The organism is Anaerosacchariphilus polymeriproducens (assembly GCF_003363435.1).
Lineage (GTDB): Bacteria > Bacillota > Clostridia > Lachnospirales > Lachnospiraceae > Anaerosacchariphilus > Anaerosacchariphilus polymeriproducens.
On the sequence record NZ_QRCT01000013.1, the window covers coordinates 158,294 to 176,342 of the forward strand.

Genomic DNA, 18,049 nt, shown 5'->3' on the forward strand with positions numbered 1-18,049 from the left:
ATTATCTGCCACAGCATTTTTTATATTTCTTACCGCTTCCACAAGGACATGGATCATTTCTTCCAATTTTAGGGCCATTTACAATCGTAGTAGAAGACTTTTGTTCTTTATATAATTCTTTTTTTCTTTCTTCAGTTAAAAGGTCGTCCCATTGTGGCAGCTCATACAACCAGTCTGCTTTTGCTCCAATCATATTTTTGTATAGAAGTTCCATATCAAATTCTAAACTTACTTTTGTATCCTCTGTCATTTCTTCAATTGGATTCGGACATTTTAAACTATCATTAATTCCATCTAAAAAACCTACCATTGCCATAAGCTCTAATTCAAATTTATCAGCAAGTTCTTTCACAGTTCCTTCTACAACTTCTTTCGGATTTGATAATAGTTGTTCATATACACCTTTTTCTTTTATAAAATATCTCTGCCAAAATTTCTCAAGTTCTTTTGGATCTGCTTCTTGAGAGTAAGCAGCATTTCTCCATTGCTCTAATAATGTCATATTTTTATTATCCTCCATACTATTCTAATTCACTTAAAATAGTATATCTTATTTCTATTAATTTTTCAAAATATTTTTTTCAATTTTGCTGCCTTAATAAGATGTTTGGCTAAGACAGAAGTCGTCACCGTTCCTACACCTCCCGGAACCGGAGTAGCCATTGCAGCTATATCCTTTATTGTTTCAAAATCAACATCTCCACATAGCTTGTTATTCTCATCCATATTAATACCAACATCAATTACGATAGCGTTTTTTCCAACATAAGAATCGTTCAACATCTTAGCTTTTCCTGCTGCTGCAATAATAACTTCGGCATTTTTGCAGGTATTCTCCATTTCTTTCGTTTTTGTATGGCAGATTGTAACCGTGGCATTCTTCTTAAGTAAAAGCATGGCAAGAGGTTTTCCCACTACCAGACTTCTTCCCACTACCGTAACTCGCTTTCCTGTCAGATCTATACCCGCAAAATCTATCATTTCTATCACAGCTTCTGCAGTGCAAGGCGCATAAGCTGTATCGTCTCCTGCAAAAACTTTAGCAAGATTCATAGGACTGATTCCATCTATATCTTTCTGTGGATCAATTAGTGTCTCTATCGCTTTCTCATCGATCTGCTTTGGCAATGGTCGTAATAATAAAATCCCATCAATTGTTTTATCCTCATTTACTTTTTTAAATTCCGAAGTAAATTCTTCATGAGTAATCGTTTCCGGAAATATATAATTAGAGCATTTTAAGCCAATCCCGTTTAACCGTTTCATGGCTCCCCGTTCATATGCAATATCATCAGGCCTTTCTCCTACTCGGATAATTGCCAAATGAGGAATCTCTTTTCCAAATTTTTTAAGTTCATCCTGCAATTCTTCATTTATTGCGGCTACTACATCTGCACCTTTTAAAATTTCCATTTCTTCCTCCTCTACGTTTATATATTATTTCTTTATTATCCTCTGATTCCATTTAATACTTTTTCATAGATGATATCTGCTTTTCTAGTACCTTCTTGAATCAGCGTATCCGATTTTTTATTTAATTCTTCTGCCTTCTTTTTGTCTTTCATCAATTTGGTATTAATATAAACATTCATAGAGGCTCCTATTAAAGATGCTCTTGTTAATTGAATTCCGACACCAACATCACTTATGGCAATGCGTGTCCCTTTTGCTTCCAATTCTTCTAATAATTCCATTACTTCTAAACAAGTCTCCATTATCTTAATTGGTGTAAGACTGGCAACAAGTAACGCTTCTTCCATAATAATATCTCGTTTTTCTTGCTCTTCCTTCGTTTCTTTTGGTAAACCATAAGCTTTCGATAAAGGTTCAAACGCTCTGGCATCTTCCTCCATAAAATTAAGTAATCGTTCCTGAAGTTCTTTGGCTTTATTAAGTATTCTTATGATATCATCTTGAACACTTGCATATTTTTTCTTTCCTTTGGTAAGATTGGCGACCATACTTCCCAGTGCCATTCCCATAGAGCCAGCCAAAGCTGACGCACCACCGCCTCCGGGAACAGGAGCATCTGAGGATAAAACCTCAATAAAGTCCTGAATTTTATCTTCATACATCATTTGTTATGACTCCTTTCTATAGGTATCTCAAACATTAGAACAATCCACTGATCATTCCATTCTCATCCACATCTATTTTTTCTGCTGCCGGTACTTTAGGCAATCCGGGCATTTTCATAATATCACCTGTTAATGCTACCAAAAATCCAGCACCAATAGAAGGGGTGATTTCTCTGACCGTAATACGGAATCCTTTGGGCCTTCCTAATTTTGCAGGATTATCTGTTAGTGAATATTGATTTTTGGCCATACATATCGGCAATTTATCAAACCCTGATTTTTTCAATCCCTCAATTTCTTTATTGGCTTTTGGTGTGAAATCTACACCGTCAGCTCCATATATTTTCTTTGCTATCGCTTCAATCTTATCTTTAATTGGCCAATCTAATTCATAAACAAAATCCAATTCACTTTCTTCTTCAACTAATCGTAACACTTCCTCTGCCAGTTCTTGTCCACCTGCACCACCTTTAGCCCATACATCAGACAAAACAACTTTCACACCTACTTCTTGACATTGATTCTTAATTAATGTAATTTCCTCATGCGTATCTGTAGGAAATTTATTAATTGCTACGACTGCAGGCAAATGATAGACCTGAGTGATATTCTCTACATGTTTTAACAAATTGGGAATACCTCTTTCTAATGCTTCTAAATTTATATCATCTAACTCAGTTTTTGGTGCTCCGCCATTATATTTAAGCGCCTTCACCGTTGCCACAATAACAACTGCATTCGGTTTGATTCCAGCTGTCCTGCATTTTATATCAATGAACTTTTCTGCTCCTAAATCTGCTCCAAAACCTGCCTCTGTAATAACATAGTCTGCCAATTTTATTCCCATTTTAGTCGCAATAACACTGTTACACCCATGAGCAATATTAGCAAAAGGACCTCCATGAATAAATGCTGGTGTTTTCTCTAGTGTTTGTACCAAATTGGGCTTTAATGCATCCTTTAATAAAGCTGCAATGGCTCCCTGTGCATTTAAATCTCCGGCTGTAACTGGTTCTCCATCTCGATTGTAAGCTACCACAATGCGTGCTGCTCTTTCTTTTAAATCTGTAATATCAGATGCCAGACAAAAAACAGCCATCATTTCTGAAGCAACCGTAATATCGAAACCATCCTGTCTGGTCACACCATCTCCTTTATTTCCCATCCCATCTACGATATTTCTAAGCTGCCGGTCATTCATATCAACTGCTCTTCTCCATGTGACACGCTTTAAATCAATATTTAGTTTGTTTCCTTGGTGTATATGATTATCTAACATAGCTGCCAACAAATTATTTGCTGCACCAATAGCATGAATATCTCCTGTGAAATGCAAATTTATATCTTCCATTGGAACTACTTGTGCATAACCGCCACCTGCAGCTCCACCTTTCAATCCAAATACCGGTCCTAATGATGGTTCACGAAGGACTACCAATGACTTTTTCCCCATTTGTTTCAATGCATCTGCTAACCCTATCGTAGTCGTTGTTTTACCTTCTCCTGCCGGAGTTGGATTAATTGCTGTAACCAAAACTAATTTTGCATCCTTTTTGTTTTTTAACTCTTCATTATAGTAACGGTAGTCTATTTTGGCTTTATACTTTCCGTAATTCTCCACATATTGCTCCGGAACACCTATTTCATCAGCTATTTGATTAATTACCTGCATCTTATTCTCTTGTGCGATTTGTAAGTCACTTTTATAACCCATTTAATAACCTCCTAAAATTTTTTAACTTTTTTTAATTATTTTGAATAAAAATTATTTTTCTGTTTCATACTATAAATAATCTCAGTTATGAAAAAGCTTACGTTTCACAGTGAGATTAACAGATAGTATAATTGAGTCCCCCACCGATTATACTATGGACAAAAGAAAAGGAAAATACTTATCCTCCCCTTTAGCATACGGGAAGTCTTTAAACAAAGGCGTTTACAGGCTTCTCGTATTCTCTTTCTCAATCTTGGAAAAACTCTTATTATAATGAAAAAACAATTTATCATTACATCTAATATTTTCAGCTCATTCTAGAATATAATACCATTTACTAAAATCTTTTTCAATCATCCCTTTTTACGAGCAGTACATTAATTTATTAAATAAATTTTATATACTTATAATTATTTTCAAACTTTGAAATAATAAATTCTTTAAAATCACTTACTTGCTTAAAATCTCTTTTTCTAACCAAGGATGCCTGATTTTTAGTTAAATAGAAAATAAAATAATCTTTGCTTTCTAAAAGCTGATAAATTTGGTCATATCGCATTTCCGTTGCATGAAATACTTCATTTTCCATTATAATTTTTTCATCATAGTACTTCCAAACAATAAAACTTCCAAACTCACCTGCTTTATTAGACTTTAATCGCTGTTTATTTTTTGTTACCACCATAAAACATAGAGAGGCTATCGATAAAACAAATAATAAAATCCAGGTTAAAATTATTGCTAATAAATTTGAATAGTTAATTATTAAACTTCCAATGATTGTAAGTAATATAATAACTGGAACTAATAGTTTATTTTTGCAAAAAATTGCAATATACAAAAATTTTTTATAATCTTCTTTTTCCATAGTTGTTTTTACTGAAAATATGGGTTCTAACATTCGTATCCCTTCTCTCAAAAAATCTTATTATTTTCTTTCAAATTAATTCTTTCTAATTCTGACATAAACAAAGTAACACTGTCAATGCAAAAAAAATAACCGGTTTAGATATTACCGGTTACTTTGTATACTTTAATTCACCATTGAAAGTTCTCCATCAATAATATTTACTATATGCTTTGCATGTTTTGCAACTTCTAAATCATGGGTAATCATAATGATTGTATTTCCCATATCATTTAACTTCTTAAATAATGATAATACATCCTTACCTGTATGACTATCCAATGCTCCGGTAGGTTCATCCGCTAAAAGTATAGCAGGATTACCTACCAGTGCTCTTGCTATTGCCACTCTTTGCTGCTGACCACCTGATAGTTCAGAAGGCTTATGATTTAATCTTTTATCAAGTCCTAGTAATTGTATCGTATCTGTACATTCCTCTAACGCCTGCTGATAAGTGATACCCCTTGTTAATAGAGGAATCATTATATTCTGCTGAACAGAATACGTTGATATTAAATGATATTTCTGAAAAATAAATCCTATTTTTTGATTCCTTATGTTAGTCAACTTTTTTTCTTTTGTCTCATGAATGGCTACATTATCTAAATAATATTCACCTTCATTAAAACGATCCATACATCCAATCATATTCATCAGGGTAGATTTTCCTGAGCCTGATGGTCCTAAAATTGCCAGAAAATCCCCTTCTTCTACATCTAAATTAATATTTTTCAGAACATGTAGAGACTCATTTCCCATTTTGTAAAACTTATTTATATTTTTCATTTCAATTATATTTTTCATTTGTCACCCCACTATATAAACGGAAACAATTGTATCTTCGTCATTGTCATTTTGCTCAATGACCATAACAATCGTATCATCAACTGCTATTCTTGAAAAGGTAGATTCCACACCAAGAAGAGTGGTAACTTTTGTTCCAACAGGAATTATTCTAGTTTGCTCTTCCCCTGTTGATTTATATATGACCTTATTTTCTTTTTTATTATCTTCTTTATTTTCTTTTGTATTATCTTCTTTGTTTTCTTTTGTATTTCTATCTTTTCCTTTTCTGTTTGAAATGTTTCTCTGATCAGATGTCTGCTCATCATCACTTGGCATATCTGTTCTTTCTTTATTTTCTATTGTTCCGGCCTCGAGTACATCAAAAGTAATTTCATTACCATTAATTTCCGTAATTTTTCCATACAACAGACTTTGATTATTCTCTAATTTTATTTCGCCTGTCAAAGCAATATTTTTTGAAGATAAAGAATTACTGCATCCAGTAAAAAGTAACACACTGATTAGAAATAATACTCCTGCTTTTTTCATAAAAACCTCCTACTCTTCACTAAGTGCTTCAACAGGAACAAGCTTTGAAGCCTTCCATGCAGGATAGAAACCAAATACAGTGCCCGTTATAAATGCAAATACAATAGCTAATAAAAATCCTTGTCCTGAAGGGATAACACGAATTCCTATCTTGGGTGCAATCAGCAAAATAATAAGGCTTAATAGAACACCTGAAATTCCTCCAAAAATACTTATCATCCCAGCTTCTGTAAGAAATTCAATCAAAATATCTCTTTGGGAACATCCTATCGCCTTTAAAATTCCTATTTCTTTCGTCCGTTCCTTTACAGAAACAAATAAAACATTCATGATACCAATTCCTCCTACAATAAAAACAATTCCAGCAACTACAATTAACATAAGAGTAAGTGTATTCGAAGACTCAAGAGCCGCCTCCATTTTACTTCCCGCGTCTGTTAATGTAAAAGTAGAATTGGGATAGGTCTCAGCTAAAATTGTTTCAATATTTGTCTTAACTGTCTCTACATTATCTACATTGGAGGCAATAACTGTTATAGTTGGACTTACTTCTTTACCGGTTAAATATTTTATTCCTGTATTATATGGAATAAAAATTGATGTATCAGGACTAATCCCAGAAGATACGACTCCCATTTGATCTAAAACGCCATTTACTATATATGGTTTTTGATTAATATAAATGGTACAATCATAAGCATCCATTGCTGAACCAAATATTTCTACTGCTAAATCATATCCCAGAATACAAACTTTTTCTTTATTATCATCATTACTGTCTGTAATAAAATCGCCAATGGAAAGTGTTAAATTGCTCATATCCGCATAGTTTTCCTTCACGCCTGCAACTGTATATGATGTTTCTTCTTCTAGTTCCCCTCCTGTAACTGTAGATTTCGTTGAAAAAGAGATTGTTACCTCATCAATATCAGGTATAAAATCTGTAATGTCTTCTACATCTTCTGCTGTAAGCGTAATCTTTTCTTTATTCAGCATACGATCTGTACTGTTTGGACCCCCACCAAACATATCCATTCTATTGTTAGAATTATTACTGTTACCCTCTCCACGTGTTTTACCCCCTCCTGAAGATGGTATATTTCCAGGCATTGCATTGGACTTGCTATTCGAATTAGAAGGACTGCCTTTCTCTGGAATATTTCCTCCACCTATTTCAGGTGTAGAAGATTTTCCATTATCTGTAGAAAATGAAACATCGATAGCTCCGGCATTTAAATTCTTGAATTGCTCTGCAACATCTGCTTGACCACCTTTTCCTACTGCAATTACCATTACAATCGTTGCAGCACCTACAATAATACCTACACTGGTCAACAGTACTTTAAACTTATTTTGCAAAATGTTTATCCAGACCAGGCGGAGTAATTCAACAAATCTCATTTTTTATTCACCTGACTTTCTATCATAACAGTATCACCTTCTATTAACCCATCTTTTATTTCAACATTACTTCCATCCGAAAAACCAGTCGTTACTTCAACTTTTTCTGTCGTACCATCTTCTTTCTTTAATTTCACATAAGAAGAAGCTTGATCTTTCGTTATCGCTTTATTTGAAACATAAACAACATCTGTCAGTTCTTTTGTAACAAAGGTCGCATTTCCAGTCATTCCCTCATACAATGCTGAAACATCTCCTGTTATGCGTATGGTAACAGGATAGGTAACGGTAGAAGAATTGTCAGAAGAAGCAGTTGTTGATATATTGATTACTTCTGCAGTATAGATGACATCTGGATATGCAGTAAAACTTACATTTACCTGGCTTTCGGTAGTAATTGATGCAATATCTTCCTGATCAATATCTAAAGTCACTGTTATATTTTCAGAATTTCCAAAAGTTGCAATTGTAGAACCTGCAGATATTTCATCTTCTGCCACATAATTAATTGCTGTAACCAAGCCACTGCAATTAGCAAGAATTTCACCATTCGTATTAATCAATTCTGTAAAATTATTTAAATCCTTCTTTGCATTTTCTAAATTCTCTTGTGCATCTTCAACATCATCATCAATACCATCCATTGTAATATCATATAGAGTACTTGCATTATTAGCCGTTATTTTTTCTTGAGCAAGAGTTGCTTCTGCTTCCAGAATCCCCTCTTTTTGTTCTGTAACCGCTTCATTTAAAGCATTTTCTAAAGAAGTAAGATTGCTTTGTAATTCTGCAAGTTTTATTTTTGCTTCTGATAAATCTTTTTCAGCATTAGTTTTCGCCTTTGAATAATTACTTTTTAAAGTAGATAATTCTTCTTTCGCCTTTTTTAAATCAGCAGCAATTTCTTCTGCTTTATCCTTTGAAGAATTTTCTTGTTTCTTTAATAACTTGTCAACCTCTTGCTGTTTTGCATCCATTTGTTCTTTTAATTCGCTTACTTTATATTCTGTATCATAAGTATTATTATCAATATTGTACTGGTATGTACTGATACTTGTTTGTGTTTCTGTCAATTTTTCTTGTGCATTGGAAACAGCTTCTGCCAATTTAGCAACTGTATTATTATATTCTTCATTTGCCAAATTACTTTTTGCTTTATTCTCTTTTAAAGTTGAATTTGCAGCTGTTTGGTTCGATTCACGCACAATTTCAGCATTTTTCACTTTCATCTGTGCACTGGAAATTGCATCATTTAAGCAATTAAGTGTCGCTTTATAACTATCTTCAGTTACTTTTATAATTGGCTTTCCACTAGTTACGCTGTCACCAGTTGAAACATAAACTTTCTCAACAACTAAATTGGGCAGGGAAGACTCTGAAGTCTGGCTGGACGTTGAAGATGCTCCTTCTGAATTACTGTTTGTATCAGAAGAATTATTTTCTGACTTTTCAGAAGATGAACCCGTCTCAGAGGTTGACGTATTAGAATTAGTAGAACTATTTGTAGTTTTAGAAGCGGATGTAGACGCCTCATAATTCAAACTTACACTTTCTAAAGCAGCATTACCGCTTTCCGTTATACCAGTTGTTAGATTCCCTTTCAAAACCTTCGTTTCTTTCATAAGAATTTCCTCTGATGTGTCTTGAGCAAAAGTATATTTTACAATTATTAATATAATTGCTATGAAAAGTATAAATGCTCCAATCCCTACAAAAATAAATTTCTTCTTTATTTTGTGTCCACAAATTGTAATTGATGTTTCTTTTGTCTTCATTTTAACCTCCAAATATTATTTTCCTAAAAATTATCATATCAAGGTGAAGGTTATGTGTTGAACTTATGAAAATCAAAAGAATACACTTCAGGTTTCACAAAGAACTAAAATAAGTGTAACTATTAGATCAATTATTTAACGTCTAACAATTACACTTACTTTTTATTTGATTTTATCCAAATCTAATCCTTACAGCAGCTCAAATCTTATGAAACTAACATTTGTCGCATTAGCCACAACAATTTATTTTAATTTTGTTTTTTGCCGGAGCACCAACTGCTGTTGATTGTGAAACTACATCTTTCAATACTACCGAATTAGCTCCAATTTTAGCTCCATCTCCTACATAAATAGATCCCAGTACTTTAGCACCTGCACCAATTACAACATTATTACCTACAGTTGGGTGCCTTTTTTTCCCTTTGTCTTTTCCTGTACCTCCTAATGTTACACCATGATATATTGTAACATTATCACCAATAATTGCTGTTTCTCCTATGACTACTCCCATACCATGGTCAATAAACAGACCTTTTCCAATCGTTGCTCCGGGATGTATCTCAATTCCTGTAAAAAATCTGGAAATCTGAGAAATAACCCTTGCTATTAAAAATAACTTATGTCTATATAAAAAATTAGCAATTCGGTAAGCAATTAGAGCATGAATACATGGATATAGAATAAATACTTCTAATTTAGTACGTGCTGCAGGGTCATCTTCTAAAACTCTATTTAAATCATATTTTAAATTATCAAACAAATCTTCCAACTCCCTTAAGCTTACAAAATTCCAAATCAGCCCCCTGCAATAGGAGTCATAATAGTCAACTCTGCACCATCATCTAATTGTTTTGTAGAATCATCTGCTTTTGCCTGCTCATCTCCAACAAAAATTAAAATACTATGATTAATTTCACCATTTTCTTTTAAAAATAAGTCCTTTAATTCTTTGTTTTTTTTGCATAAATATTCAGTAACTAATTGTTTCAATGAACAATTCTCTTCTACTGTCATAACCTCTTCCGATAAGCCTGCTGCATTCTTTACTTGTGCCAGATAATTAATTTTAATCTTCATTCGCAAAATCTCCTTTTTATTTATCTTTAATAATTTATAACTGCTTGTACAATTTCTTCAGTTTCTCCTATATAATTTTCCGGATGTGACATTATGTATCTATCCTCTTCCGTTAAGTATTTACTTACATCATCGGCCAATAAAGTCTCTCTAAAACTTTTTTTCGTCTTCTCAGCTTTTTCAACTATTTCATGCAGTTTCTCTTGTGCATTCATTTTTCCGATATGTTTTCCTAATTTGAATAAAATGTATTCAGATGTCACCAGTTCTTTAATCTTATATAAATTTTCTTTCATTTTTTCTTCATTGACTTCTAAATTATTTAAAACATCCAAGATATAACTTAACATGGTTCCTACATAGACGAACATCTGTGGAAAAGCTAACCATTCAGCCCATAAGGATCTTGGATCTCTTTCGTTTTCATGAATTGTTGATTCAACCGTAATGGATGATAGAGCTTTTATATGTTTGAATAACACAACGATTCTTTCACATAAAACAGGATTTTGTTTATGCGGCATTGTTGAACTACCCATAGATATTTTTGCCTTTTTCCCTTCTCTTACTTCCATAACATCAGAACGTCCCAGAAAGAATATTTCATTGGCGATCTTTGCAATCGAACCAGCTAATATTGCAATGCAAGAACCTAATTCAGCCATATTATCTCTTGAAGTATGCCAAGGTACCATATCAAAATCTAGCCCTAATTTCTTCAAAGTTTCCTGACTTATATTATTTGCTTTATCACCTAATGCTGCTCTAGTTCCTACTGCACCTGATAATTGTCCCACTAAAACTCTTTCTTTTAAGGAATCAAATCTTTTTATATGACGCCGAATTTCAGAAATCCAAATGGATACTTTTAACCCAAAAGTAATTGGAATTCCATATTGTCCATGACTCCTGCCAATCATTGGTGTATTACTATGCTTTTTTGCTAAATCAACTAATATTCTTTCTATCTCATTTAAATCACGAGAAACAACTTCTAATATTTCTTTCACTTCTAATATTTGCCCAGTATCAACTATGTCTTGTGTAGTTGCACCATAATGTACATATTGGCCATATTTATTGTCGCATACTTTTTTTAATTCTTTCAGCAATGGAACTATGGAATTACGATTTACTTTATATTCGTCTTTCAAACTCTCCATGTCAATAAACTGCAATTTACACTTTTTATGTATTTCTTCAGCTGCTTCTACAGGTATTATACCAAACTCACTTTGTGTAACTGCTAGAGCAGCCTCTATATTAAGCCATCTTTGGAATCTGGCTTTTTCATCGAAAAGCTTTTTCATTTCAGGCGTAGAATAAACATCTTCCTGTATTTCATAATCTAAAAAACTAATTGGCATGCCTGCCACCTCCTTTATAATGAAACGGTATAAGGGACATCTGCTTCCATTATATTTGTCTCATCTACAATTCTTTCCGCTGCTTCAGATGGTGTAATATCTTCCGTTTTACTCTTTAATAAAATCATTTCTACAACTTCATAAGATTTCATTTTAATATAATCGAGTACTTCTTGAGGGGTCGGACAATCTTTCGGTCCATATAATCCATTCATGGACATCGGACCGCCTGCTCCTGCAACAAAAGAAGGTAATACTACGATATCTCTTTTATATAAAATCTTTTCTGCTTCCTCACTGACTGCTAGATTAGCACCAGGAACGACTGCCTTTACATCGATATGATCCGCATTTTCTACTGTAATAGAATTTTCTATTGCTGCTAATAACATAATATCTACCTTTTGATTTAGTATCTCTTTGCAGTCAACCACATCATACTCGGATGTGCTATTTACATCCGGTAGTTTGGTACCTGGATGATTTAACCACTCCTCAATTGGTAATGCATTCCCCTCTTTTGCTATTATACTTTTATCAATATCAGATACGGCACTTATGTTTACACCATGCTGTATTAAACCAATAATAGCCGCTCTTGCCAATACACCAAAGCCCTGTACTGCAACTGACGCATTTTCTTTTTTAATATTTAAATGTTCTAAGACTTTTAAAGCAGACATTGCTACTTGATAACCGGCTCTGATTTTTCCTAATTTCCAATTACCGACCGCATTGTTCTCTAAAACATTACAACGATCCAAAAAACTTTTCGAATCAAAATTTTGTACATTCTTAATGGCATGTTTAATTGTCAGTAAACCTTCTTTATTCACGATTTCATTTAATTCATCTGCTGATGTATTGAGATCTGATCCCATAGAATATCTAGTTTCCAAAAAGGGCTTTATTGCCTTTACAAATCGGCTTATTGCTTCCTCTTTGTTAGGAGATTCCGGATCATAGTCTATACCGGATTTCGCCCCACTAATTGGAAGTCCGCAGATTTTCATCTTTTTGGTCATATTCTGAGCCATTAATTTCAAATGTTCCTGAGTCAGACCTTTCTGTACACGAATTCCTCCGGCAGCCAGTTTATAATCTAAATTATCAATAATCAGCCAACCATTAAATCCTTCCTTTTTATCTTTATATGATACAATAATATCCGGTTCGTTCTTTATCATTTTCTTCACTCCGTTCTTTTATTTGATTGTTTTCGCATCTAAAATAACTTTTTCTATCATTTTTCCAGATTCACCTAGTGAATTTTTGGGATCTACGATGCACCTTAGTTCCTTTTCATCTAAAGAATATTTTTGGACCAACTCATCTACTAAACTTTTATCTTTATTTTTATTCATTACTGTCTCATAAACAGCCTTATGTGCTTTATTTTTCCCCATTTGCTTGCCTAGCCAAAACATAATTGCTTCCGATGAAATAAGCTCTGCAGAATCCATTAAATTTTTGTTTATATTTTCATGATTAATTACCAGACCTGAAAGTATTTCTTTTATTGACTTTAGGGCACAGCATGCATACATACACGTATCTGTGATCGTGACCCATTCAAGTCTTAAGGAACGATAATCTCTTTCATGTTCACATTCTAAAGTATCAAAATTTAAATTGGTATTCCCTTTTACTAATTTAGCAAGTGTCACAATATGTTCGCACTTTTCGGGGTTACGTTTATGCGGCATAGTAGAACTTCCTACCTGGCCATTTGAAAATGGCTCTGACAATTCTTCAATTCCATTTTTATTTAGTTGAATGATTTCATTTGCTATTTTTGCAAAATTACCTGTAATTAATGCTAAAACTGATAATAGTTCAACAAATCTATCTCTTGTATTATGCCAAGCGACATTCGGTACACCTAACCCCAATTCTTCGGAAAAAACTTTTAATAATTCATATCCTGATCCTTGAAAAGATGCCATCGTTCCTACTCCGCCAAAAAGCTGGCTGACCAATAGATTTTTTTCACAATGTTCTACTCTTCTATAGTTTCGAATATTTTCATCCAGCCATTCTGCGAATTTAAGACCTAAACTCATTGGTAAAGCATTTTGTGCATGTGTTCTCCCTACAATTGCAACATTTTGATTTTCTCTGGATAAATCTATCAGAATATCTATAATACTTTTCAAATCCTTTTTTACAATTTTTAAAATGTCTTTCACTTCTAACATTTGAGCAGTATCCTCTATATCCTGGGTTGTTGGTCCATAATGAATATATTGTGCTGCTTCAGAACTTACCGATCTCTGCCAAGCATTCAAAAGCGGAATCAATGAATGTTTCGTTACTTTTATATCACTTTTTATTTTATCTAAATCAAAATTTTTCAGTTCCCCTGCATTTATCAATTCATCTGCTGCTTCTTCTGGGATCAATCCTAATAATTTTTGACTTTTTAATAATGCTTTTTCAATATCCAGCCAACGCTGCATTCTCCTTATATCACTAAATATTTCTTTTGATTCCTCTGTACAATAATCTTCTCCGAAAAATTCAGAATCAATTATTTGACTTTTCAAAACCGATTCCATACTATCCCTCCTTAACCTGCCTACTTTATCATTGGAAAATAATTGGTATCTCTTTCTTTATATCTCCTTCGTAAAATGCTCTAATAATAGGATTTTCTCTATCTACAACAGATATAATTATCATAATTAGCCCCGTATTCTTTGCCAATTCTTCATCAATCACTGTAGGCGTATCTCTTAGTTTGTCATGTTCCCAAGATACCCTATGCATATGGTATGTACCTATTAACTCAGATTTTTCTTGTTTACAGCGGTTAATTGCACTCATTAACTCCAAAGGATCCGCTACCCAGCCTCTTTTATCTAAAGGGGTTTCTGAAGGAATTGCAAACTTATTCATTAAATTATCCATATTTTCTTTTTCTTCCTTGCTTGTTCTGGTATTTTTATATAAAGGAATGATAGAATTTACTGCAACATATTCTTCATGAAAAGTTCCACTTACTAATCCATATGCTTTTTGTTCTTTTGTTTCGCTTTCTAAATAATCTTTATCTAATTTTCGAAAACAATGGTTTAACAGATTCTCTCTCTCTATCTTTGATAGAATAAGCTTATTCATAAACTTCTCTCCATTCTTTTGTTGTTTTTAAATTAAAGATACCACCATCTAAAATCCCAAATATCTTATATCCCTTTGCATATAATGCTTTTGCTGCATTCATACTATTTACACCTGATTGACAAATAATAATAAACTCTTTATTTTTATATTCCTCAAGTGTATTTAAATTTTCTCTTAAGAGATTAATGGGAATATTCTTATAAGTTTTATATTTTACTTTTTCTAGGTTTTCCTGATCACTTACATCCAATATAACGATATCATCATCTGAATTCATTTTGTGATAAAATTCCACACAGGTAATTTTTTTTATTGCATCATTCTTGGGTTCTAAATTTTTAATATCTTCATAATTTTTCAAGGCATCTATACCTGAATTATGGTTGCAAATAGTACAATCACAATTTGGTTTAATTTTTACTTCCCTAAATTTCATGTTAAGTGCATCGTATAATAATAAGCGTCCAATTAAGGGCTCTCCAATATTACAAATCAACTTAATCACTTCTGTAGCCTGTATACAACCGATAACACCTGCTACCACTCCCAATATACCTAATGCTAAACTGCCGGGTTGATTTTCCGGAGGCAGAGGTTCTGGATTAATACATCGAAAGCATGGTCCATTAGGTGCTCCATAAACAGTGACCTGTCCTTCGAAATTATATATGCTCCCGTAAACATAAGTTTTATTTAATAAAATACATGCATCATTTATTAAATATCTTGTAGCAAAATTGTCAGTTGCATCTACAACAAAATCATATTTTTCAATAATATTTAATGCATTTTCTTTCTTTAAAGGCTCTTCATGCATGATAACATTTACATCTGGGTTCATATCTTTAATTCTTTTCGCTGCACATTGGATTTTAGGTAAATTAATATCCTGAGTTTCATAAAGAATCTGTCTTTGCAGATTGCTAACATCAACAGAATCAAATTCAACTAATCCTATCGTCCCAACTCCGGCAGCCCCAAGATATAATGATACAGGAGAACCAAGACCTCCTACACCGATAATAAGAACTTTTGAATCTAGTAATTTTTTCTGCCCGGCTTCTCCAACTTCTTTTAACAATAAGTGCCTATTGTACCTTGAATATTGATTAATATTCATTTTTCACCTCCGTATTTTATTGTTACATCTAGATGTTTTGCACACTATGTTAACGCTTGACAAGACTTATGTCAACACATATTTACTTAATTTAACATCAATCAACTATTTCTATACTTTTAAACATTATTTTTACTATAATATAATTTTTTTTGTTGAAATATGCTTATTATTATCAAAAAAAGGAAGTATGAAATGTTTATCTATTCTATTTACTTTTCGCCTTTGCCTAAAGATTTAGATAAAAATTATCAAAAATCAAGAAAAAAAATTGCCAATAAAAACGGAATAAAAACTTAAATTTTTATCAATTTGCACTATAAAATAATTTATGTTATAATCGCATCAAGAAAACAATCTATTTTCAAACTATGGTAAAGAAGAGGAATGATATGAAAAACAAAGCAACAAAGCGACAAAACTATCGACATACCCCTGCATTTATATTGTTGTTCTTAGCAAAAAAAGATTTGTATGGAGCAGCTTTACTGAATGCCTTAAAAGAAGAAATGCCAAATTACTCTATAGACAGTGCTGTTATTTACAGAACACTACAAGAGTTAGAAGAAGAAGGTGCCGTACTATCATACTGGGAAACAGATATTTCTGGACCAGCCAAAAAGTGGTACAAAATAACCGAAAAAGGCTATGATAAATTGAAACAATTACGGCAAGATATTCTATTAAGGAAAAGAATTTTTGACTATTTTATTGAAGAATATGAAACTTTAAAATAAAAATCATTTGCAAAAAGAAAAAACTTTCTATGAAATTTATAATCTTATCATAGAAAGCTTTTTTATATCTTAATTTATTTCACAAAATATTTAATCTAAATTTTTAGCCTTTTCATAAATCATATCTTTCTCTTTTTTAGAAACCACCTTATCCGTAATAAATGCAATTAATAATAAGACTGGAATATCTAATGCATATCTTATCAGCATAAACTTCCATCCCAACACAGAGGCTTCAAATAGTGAAATTGGTATTTTGGTAGCAGACCAAGCTCCCAGAAAAATAATAACATTTGAAAACTTAGTACCTTTCTTAAGCAGAACTCCGGCAAACGGAAAAGCAACATATACCGGCCCTGCTGCGATTGATCCCAAAAGAAACGCAATCACGATACCTACAATTCCAGAATTGTTTCCCATAATTTTTATCATGGTCTCTCGTTCGACCCAAACATCCAATATTCCAATTAATAAAAAAACCGGCGGCATAATGCAAAGCATTTCCTTTAAATTTACTGCAGTTGTTTCTATTGAATTCATGCCTATATCAGGCTTTAACAATAACATGATCAAATTAAAAATTATTATAATAAAAACAAATTTATATCTTTTAATTATTTTCTTCATCCTAATATTACCCCCATTATAAATGCAATAATAAATGAAAAAATTATTGCAAGAAAATTCCGAACATACGTTGACTTTTTACAAAAATATTGTAATTCAATGGGAATTGTTAGTATACCAACCATGGCAGATGTAGACACAAGAACTATAATTGGAATTAATCCTGCTCCGTTTTTTAATAATGCGGCTGCCAATGGAAAAGTAACAAATCCTGGTATCACTGTACAAGATCCGATAATTCCAGCCAATATTATCCCTAATACTCCAGACTGACTACCAAGAATCTTAGATATGACCTCTGGACTTAAAATCGAAAGTATAATACCAACAATCAATAATATAGCTAAAAACAACGGAAGAATATTTTCAAAAGACCTCCATGCTTTTTTCAAGGCTTCTTTTGTTTTGCTTCTACTTTTTAGAAACGATAATAGCAGCAAAATTAAAGTAAATACATACATTCCAACTGTAAACATAAAACTTCCTCCTACTTTTACTGAATTCAAGTAATGCACATTACACTATAGTGTTTTAAACATATACATTATAGCAATCGTGTTGAATTATGTCAAGATGATAATTAATTAACCATTTTTACTTGTACCCCATTTTTGATAATGTCTTTATATACCACACATGATTATGTCCTATTAGGATTATATATGGTATACTTTTCCCTCATAACAAATGAAATGAGGAGACTACAAATGCGAAAGGTTACATTATCAATGAAAGCACAAGAACAATACGAAATTATTAAACGTCTGGCAGAACATCATATCTCTAAG

18 protein-coding genes and 1 pseudogene are annotated in these 18,049 nt (G+C 32.6%); 1 reads left to right on the forward strand and 18 read right to left on the reverse strand.

Annotation, left to right across the window (positions count from 1 at the left end; translation table 11 throughout):
• Position 1: 1 nt before the first annotated feature.
• From DWV06_RS05310 to moeB, 16 genes and pseudogenes are all read right to left on the reverse strand, one after another.
• A complete protein-coding gene (locus tag DWV06_RS05310) occupies positions 2–502 on the reverse strand; it encodes an SEC-C metal-binding domain-containing protein (RefSeq protein WP_115481136.1) in 501 nt (166 codons plus the stop codon).
• 65 nt (positions 503–567) lie between these two features.
• Positions 568–1,413: a bifunctional 5,10-methylenetetrahydrofolate dehydrogenase/5,10-methenyltetrahydrofolate cyclohydrolase gene (locus DWV06_RS05315; protein WP_115481137.1), complete on the reverse strand. Its 846-nt coding sequence runs from the start codon at positions 1,411–1,413 to the stop codon at positions 568–570.
• A gap of 35 nt (positions 1,414–1,448) precedes the next feature.
• Entirely contained in the window at positions 1,449–2,078 is a 630-nt protein-coding gene (locus tag DWV06_RS05320; RefSeq protein ID WP_115481138.1) for a cyclodeaminase/cyclohydrolase family protein, read from the reverse strand.
• Between the two features lie 34 nt (positions 2,079–2,112).
• Entirely contained in the window at positions 2,113–3,792 is a 1,680-nt protein-coding gene (locus tag DWV06_RS05325) for a formate--tetrahydrofolate ligase (protein WP_115481139.1), read from the reverse strand.
• A gap of 385 nt (positions 3,793–4,177) precedes the next feature.
• Positions 4,178–4,693: a YcxB family protein gene (locus DWV06_RS05330; RefSeq protein WP_115481140.1), complete on the reverse strand. Its 516-nt coding sequence runs from the start codon at positions 4,691–4,693 to the stop codon at positions 4,178–4,180.
• A 132-nt stretch (positions 4,694–4,825) separates the two neighbouring features.
• A complete protein-coding gene (locus DWV06_RS05335; protein ID WP_115481141.1) occupies positions 4,826–5,503 on the reverse strand; it encodes an ABC transporter ATP-binding protein in 678 nt (225 codons plus the stop codon).
• A 3-nt stretch (positions 5,504–5,506) separates the two neighbouring features.
• Complete coding sequence (locus DWV06_RS05340) at positions 5,507–6,034, reverse strand: hypothetical protein (RefSeq protein ID WP_115481142.1); 528 nt, start codon at positions 6,032–6,034, stop codon at positions 5,507–5,509.
• A gap of 9 nt (positions 6,035–6,043) precedes the next feature.
• Complete coding sequence (locus DWV06_RS05345) at positions 6,044–7,435, reverse strand: ABC transporter permease (protein WP_115481143.1); 1,392 nt, start codon at positions 7,433–7,435, stop codon at positions 6,044–6,046.
• The gene (locus DWV06_RS05350; protein WP_115481144.1) at positions 7,432–9,210 is read right to left on the reverse strand and encodes an efflux RND transporter periplasmic adaptor subunit; all 1,779 of its coding nucleotides are present in this window, start codon (positions 9,208–9,210) and stop codon (positions 7,432–7,434) included. The genes DWV06_RS05345 and DWV06_RS05350 overlap by 4 nt, the downstream gene beginning before the upstream one ends.
• Before the next feature lie 259 nt (positions 9,211–9,469).
• Positions 9,470–9,970, reverse strand: a pseudogene (gene epsC / locus DWV06_RS05355) (serine O-acetyltransferase EpsC); the annotation flags it as partial.
• A 35-nt stretch (positions 9,971–10,005) separates the two neighbouring features.
• On the reverse strand, positions 10,006–10,287 hold the full coding sequence (locus DWV06_RS05360) for a MoaD/ThiS family protein (protein WP_115481145.1): 282 nt from the start codon (positions 10,285–10,287) through the stop codon (positions 10,006–10,008).
• 26 nt (positions 10,288–10,313) lie between these two features.
• Positions 10,314–11,654: an adenylosuccinate lyase gene (purB, locus tag DWV06_RS05365; protein WP_115481146.1), complete on the reverse strand. Its 1,341-nt coding sequence runs from the start codon at positions 11,652–11,654 to the stop codon at positions 10,314–10,316.
• A gap of 14 nt (positions 11,655–11,668) precedes the next feature.
• Entirely contained in the window at positions 11,669–12,841 is a 1,173-nt protein-coding gene (locus tag DWV06_RS05370; RefSeq protein WP_115481147.1) for a Glu/Leu/Phe/Val dehydrogenase dimerization domain-containing protein, read from the reverse strand.
• Between the two features lie 18 nt (positions 12,842–12,859).
• Positions 12,860–14,212, reverse strand: a complete 1,353-nt coding sequence (locus DWV06_RS05375) for a class-II fumarase/aspartase family protein (RefSeq protein WP_115481148.1) — start codon at positions 14,210–14,212, stop codon at positions 12,860–12,862.
• A 28-nt stretch (positions 14,213–14,240) separates the two neighbouring features.
• Complete coding sequence (locus tag DWV06_RS05380) at positions 14,241–14,774, reverse strand: hypothetical protein (RefSeq protein ID WP_115481149.1); 534 nt, start codon at positions 14,772–14,774, stop codon at positions 14,241–14,243.
• Positions 14,767–15,897: a molybdopterin-synthase adenylyltransferase MoeB gene (moeB, locus tag DWV06_RS05385; protein ID WP_115481150.1), complete on the reverse strand. Its 1,131-nt coding sequence runs from the start codon at positions 15,895–15,897 to the stop codon at positions 14,767–14,769. Before moeB ends, DWV06_RS05380 begins: the two co-directional genes overlap by 8 nt.
• Before the next feature lie 392 nt (positions 15,898–16,289).
• Between moeB and DWV06_RS05390 the strand changes: the two genes are divergently transcribed.
• Positions 16,290–16,634, forward strand: coding sequence for a PadR family transcriptional regulator (locus DWV06_RS05390; RefSeq protein ID WP_115481151.1), 345 nt, complete (start codon positions 16,290–16,292; stop codon positions 16,632–16,634).
• Between the two features lie 90 nt (positions 16,635–16,724).
• On the opposite strand, the gene DWV06_RS05395 is transcribed toward DWV06_RS05390, so the two are convergent.
• Together DWV06_RS05395 and DWV06_RS05400 are read right to left on the reverse strand one after the other, a co-directional pair.
• The gene (locus tag DWV06_RS05395) at positions 16,725–17,261 is read right to left on the reverse strand and encodes a permease (RefSeq protein WP_115481152.1); all 537 of its coding nucleotides are present in this window, start codon (positions 17,259–17,261) and stop codon (positions 16,725–16,727) included.
• Positions 17,258–17,737: a permease gene (locus DWV06_RS05400; RefSeq protein WP_115481153.1), complete on the reverse strand. Its 480-nt coding sequence runs from the start codon at positions 17,735–17,737 to the stop codon at positions 17,258–17,260. Before DWV06_RS05400 ends, DWV06_RS05395 begins: the two co-directional genes overlap by 4 nt.
• Between the last annotated feature and the right edge of the window lie 312 nt (positions 17,738–18,049).

What these genes read in the sequence shown, in the direction of transcription:
- DWV06_RS05310 (WP_115481136.1), bottom strand. Translation starts at nt 502, where the DNA reads ATGACATTATTAGAGCAATGGAGAAATGCTGCTTACTCTCAAGAAGCA.
- DWV06_RS05315 (WP_115481137.1), bottom strand. Translation starts at nt 1,413, where the DNA reads ATGGAAATTTTAAAAGGTGCAGATGTAGTAGCCGCAATAAATGAAGAA.
- DWV06_RS05320 (WP_115481138.1), bottom strand. Translation starts at nt 2,078, where the DNA reads ATGATGTATGAAGATAAAATTCAGGACTTTATTGAGGTTTTATCCTCA.
- DWV06_RS05325 (WP_115481139.1), bottom strand. Translation starts at nt 3,792, where the DNA reads ATGGGTTATAAAAGTGACTTACAAATCGCACAAGAGAATAAGATGCAG.
- DWV06_RS05330 (WP_115481140.1), bottom strand. Translation starts at nt 4,693, where the DNA reads ATGTTAGAACCCATATTTTCAGTAAAAACAACTATGGAAAAAGAAGAT.
- DWV06_RS05335 (WP_115481141.1), bottom strand. Translation starts at nt 5,503, where the DNA reads ATGAAAAATATAATTGAAATGAAAAATATAAATAAGTTTTACAAAATG.
- DWV06_RS05340 (WP_115481142.1), bottom strand. Translation starts at nt 6,034, where the DNA reads ATGAAAAAAGCAGGAGTATTATTTCTAATCAGTGTGTTACTTTTTACT.
- DWV06_RS05345 (WP_115481143.1), bottom strand. Translation starts at nt 7,435, where the DNA reads ATGAGATTTGTTGAATTACTCCGCCTGGTCTGGATAAACATTTTGCAA.
- DWV06_RS05350 (WP_115481144.1), bottom strand. Translation starts at nt 9,210, where the DNA reads ATGAAGACAAAAGAAACATCAATTACAATTTGTGGACACAAAATAAAG.
- DWV06_RS05360 (WP_115481145.1), bottom strand. Translation starts at nt 10,287, where the DNA reads ATGAAGATTAAAATTAATTATCTGGCACAAGTAAAGAATGCAGCAGGC.
- purB (WP_115481146.1), bottom strand. Translation starts at nt 11,654, where the DNA reads ATGCCAATTAGTTTTTTAGATTATGAAATACAGGAAGATGTTTATTCT.
- DWV06_RS05370 (WP_115481147.1), bottom strand. Translation starts at nt 12,841, where the DNA reads ATGATAAAGAACGAACCGGATATTATTGTATCATATAAAGATAAAAAG.
- DWV06_RS05375 (WP_115481148.1), bottom strand. Translation starts at nt 14,212, where the DNA reads ATGGAATCGGTTTTGAAAAGTCAAATAATTGATTCTGAATTTTTCGGA.
- DWV06_RS05380 (WP_115481149.1), bottom strand. Translation starts at nt 14,774, where the DNA reads ATGAATAAGCTTATTCTATCAAAGATAGAGAGAGAGAATCTGTTAAAC.
- moeB (WP_115481150.1), bottom strand. Translation starts at nt 15,897, where the DNA reads ATGAATATTAATCAATATTCAAGGTACAATAGGCACTTATTGTTAAAA.
- DWV06_RS05390 (WP_115481151.1), top strand. Translation starts at nt 16,290, where the DNA reads ATGAAAAACAAAGCAACAAAGCGACAAAACTATCGACATACCCCTGCA.
- DWV06_RS05395 (WP_115481152.1), bottom strand. Translation starts at nt 17,261, where the DNA reads ATGAAGAAAATAATTAAAAGATATAAATTTGTTTTTATTATAATAATT.
- DWV06_RS05400 (WP_115481153.1), bottom strand. Translation starts at nt 17,737, where the DNA reads ATGTTTACAGTTGGAATGTATGTATTTACTTTAATTTTGCTGCTATTA.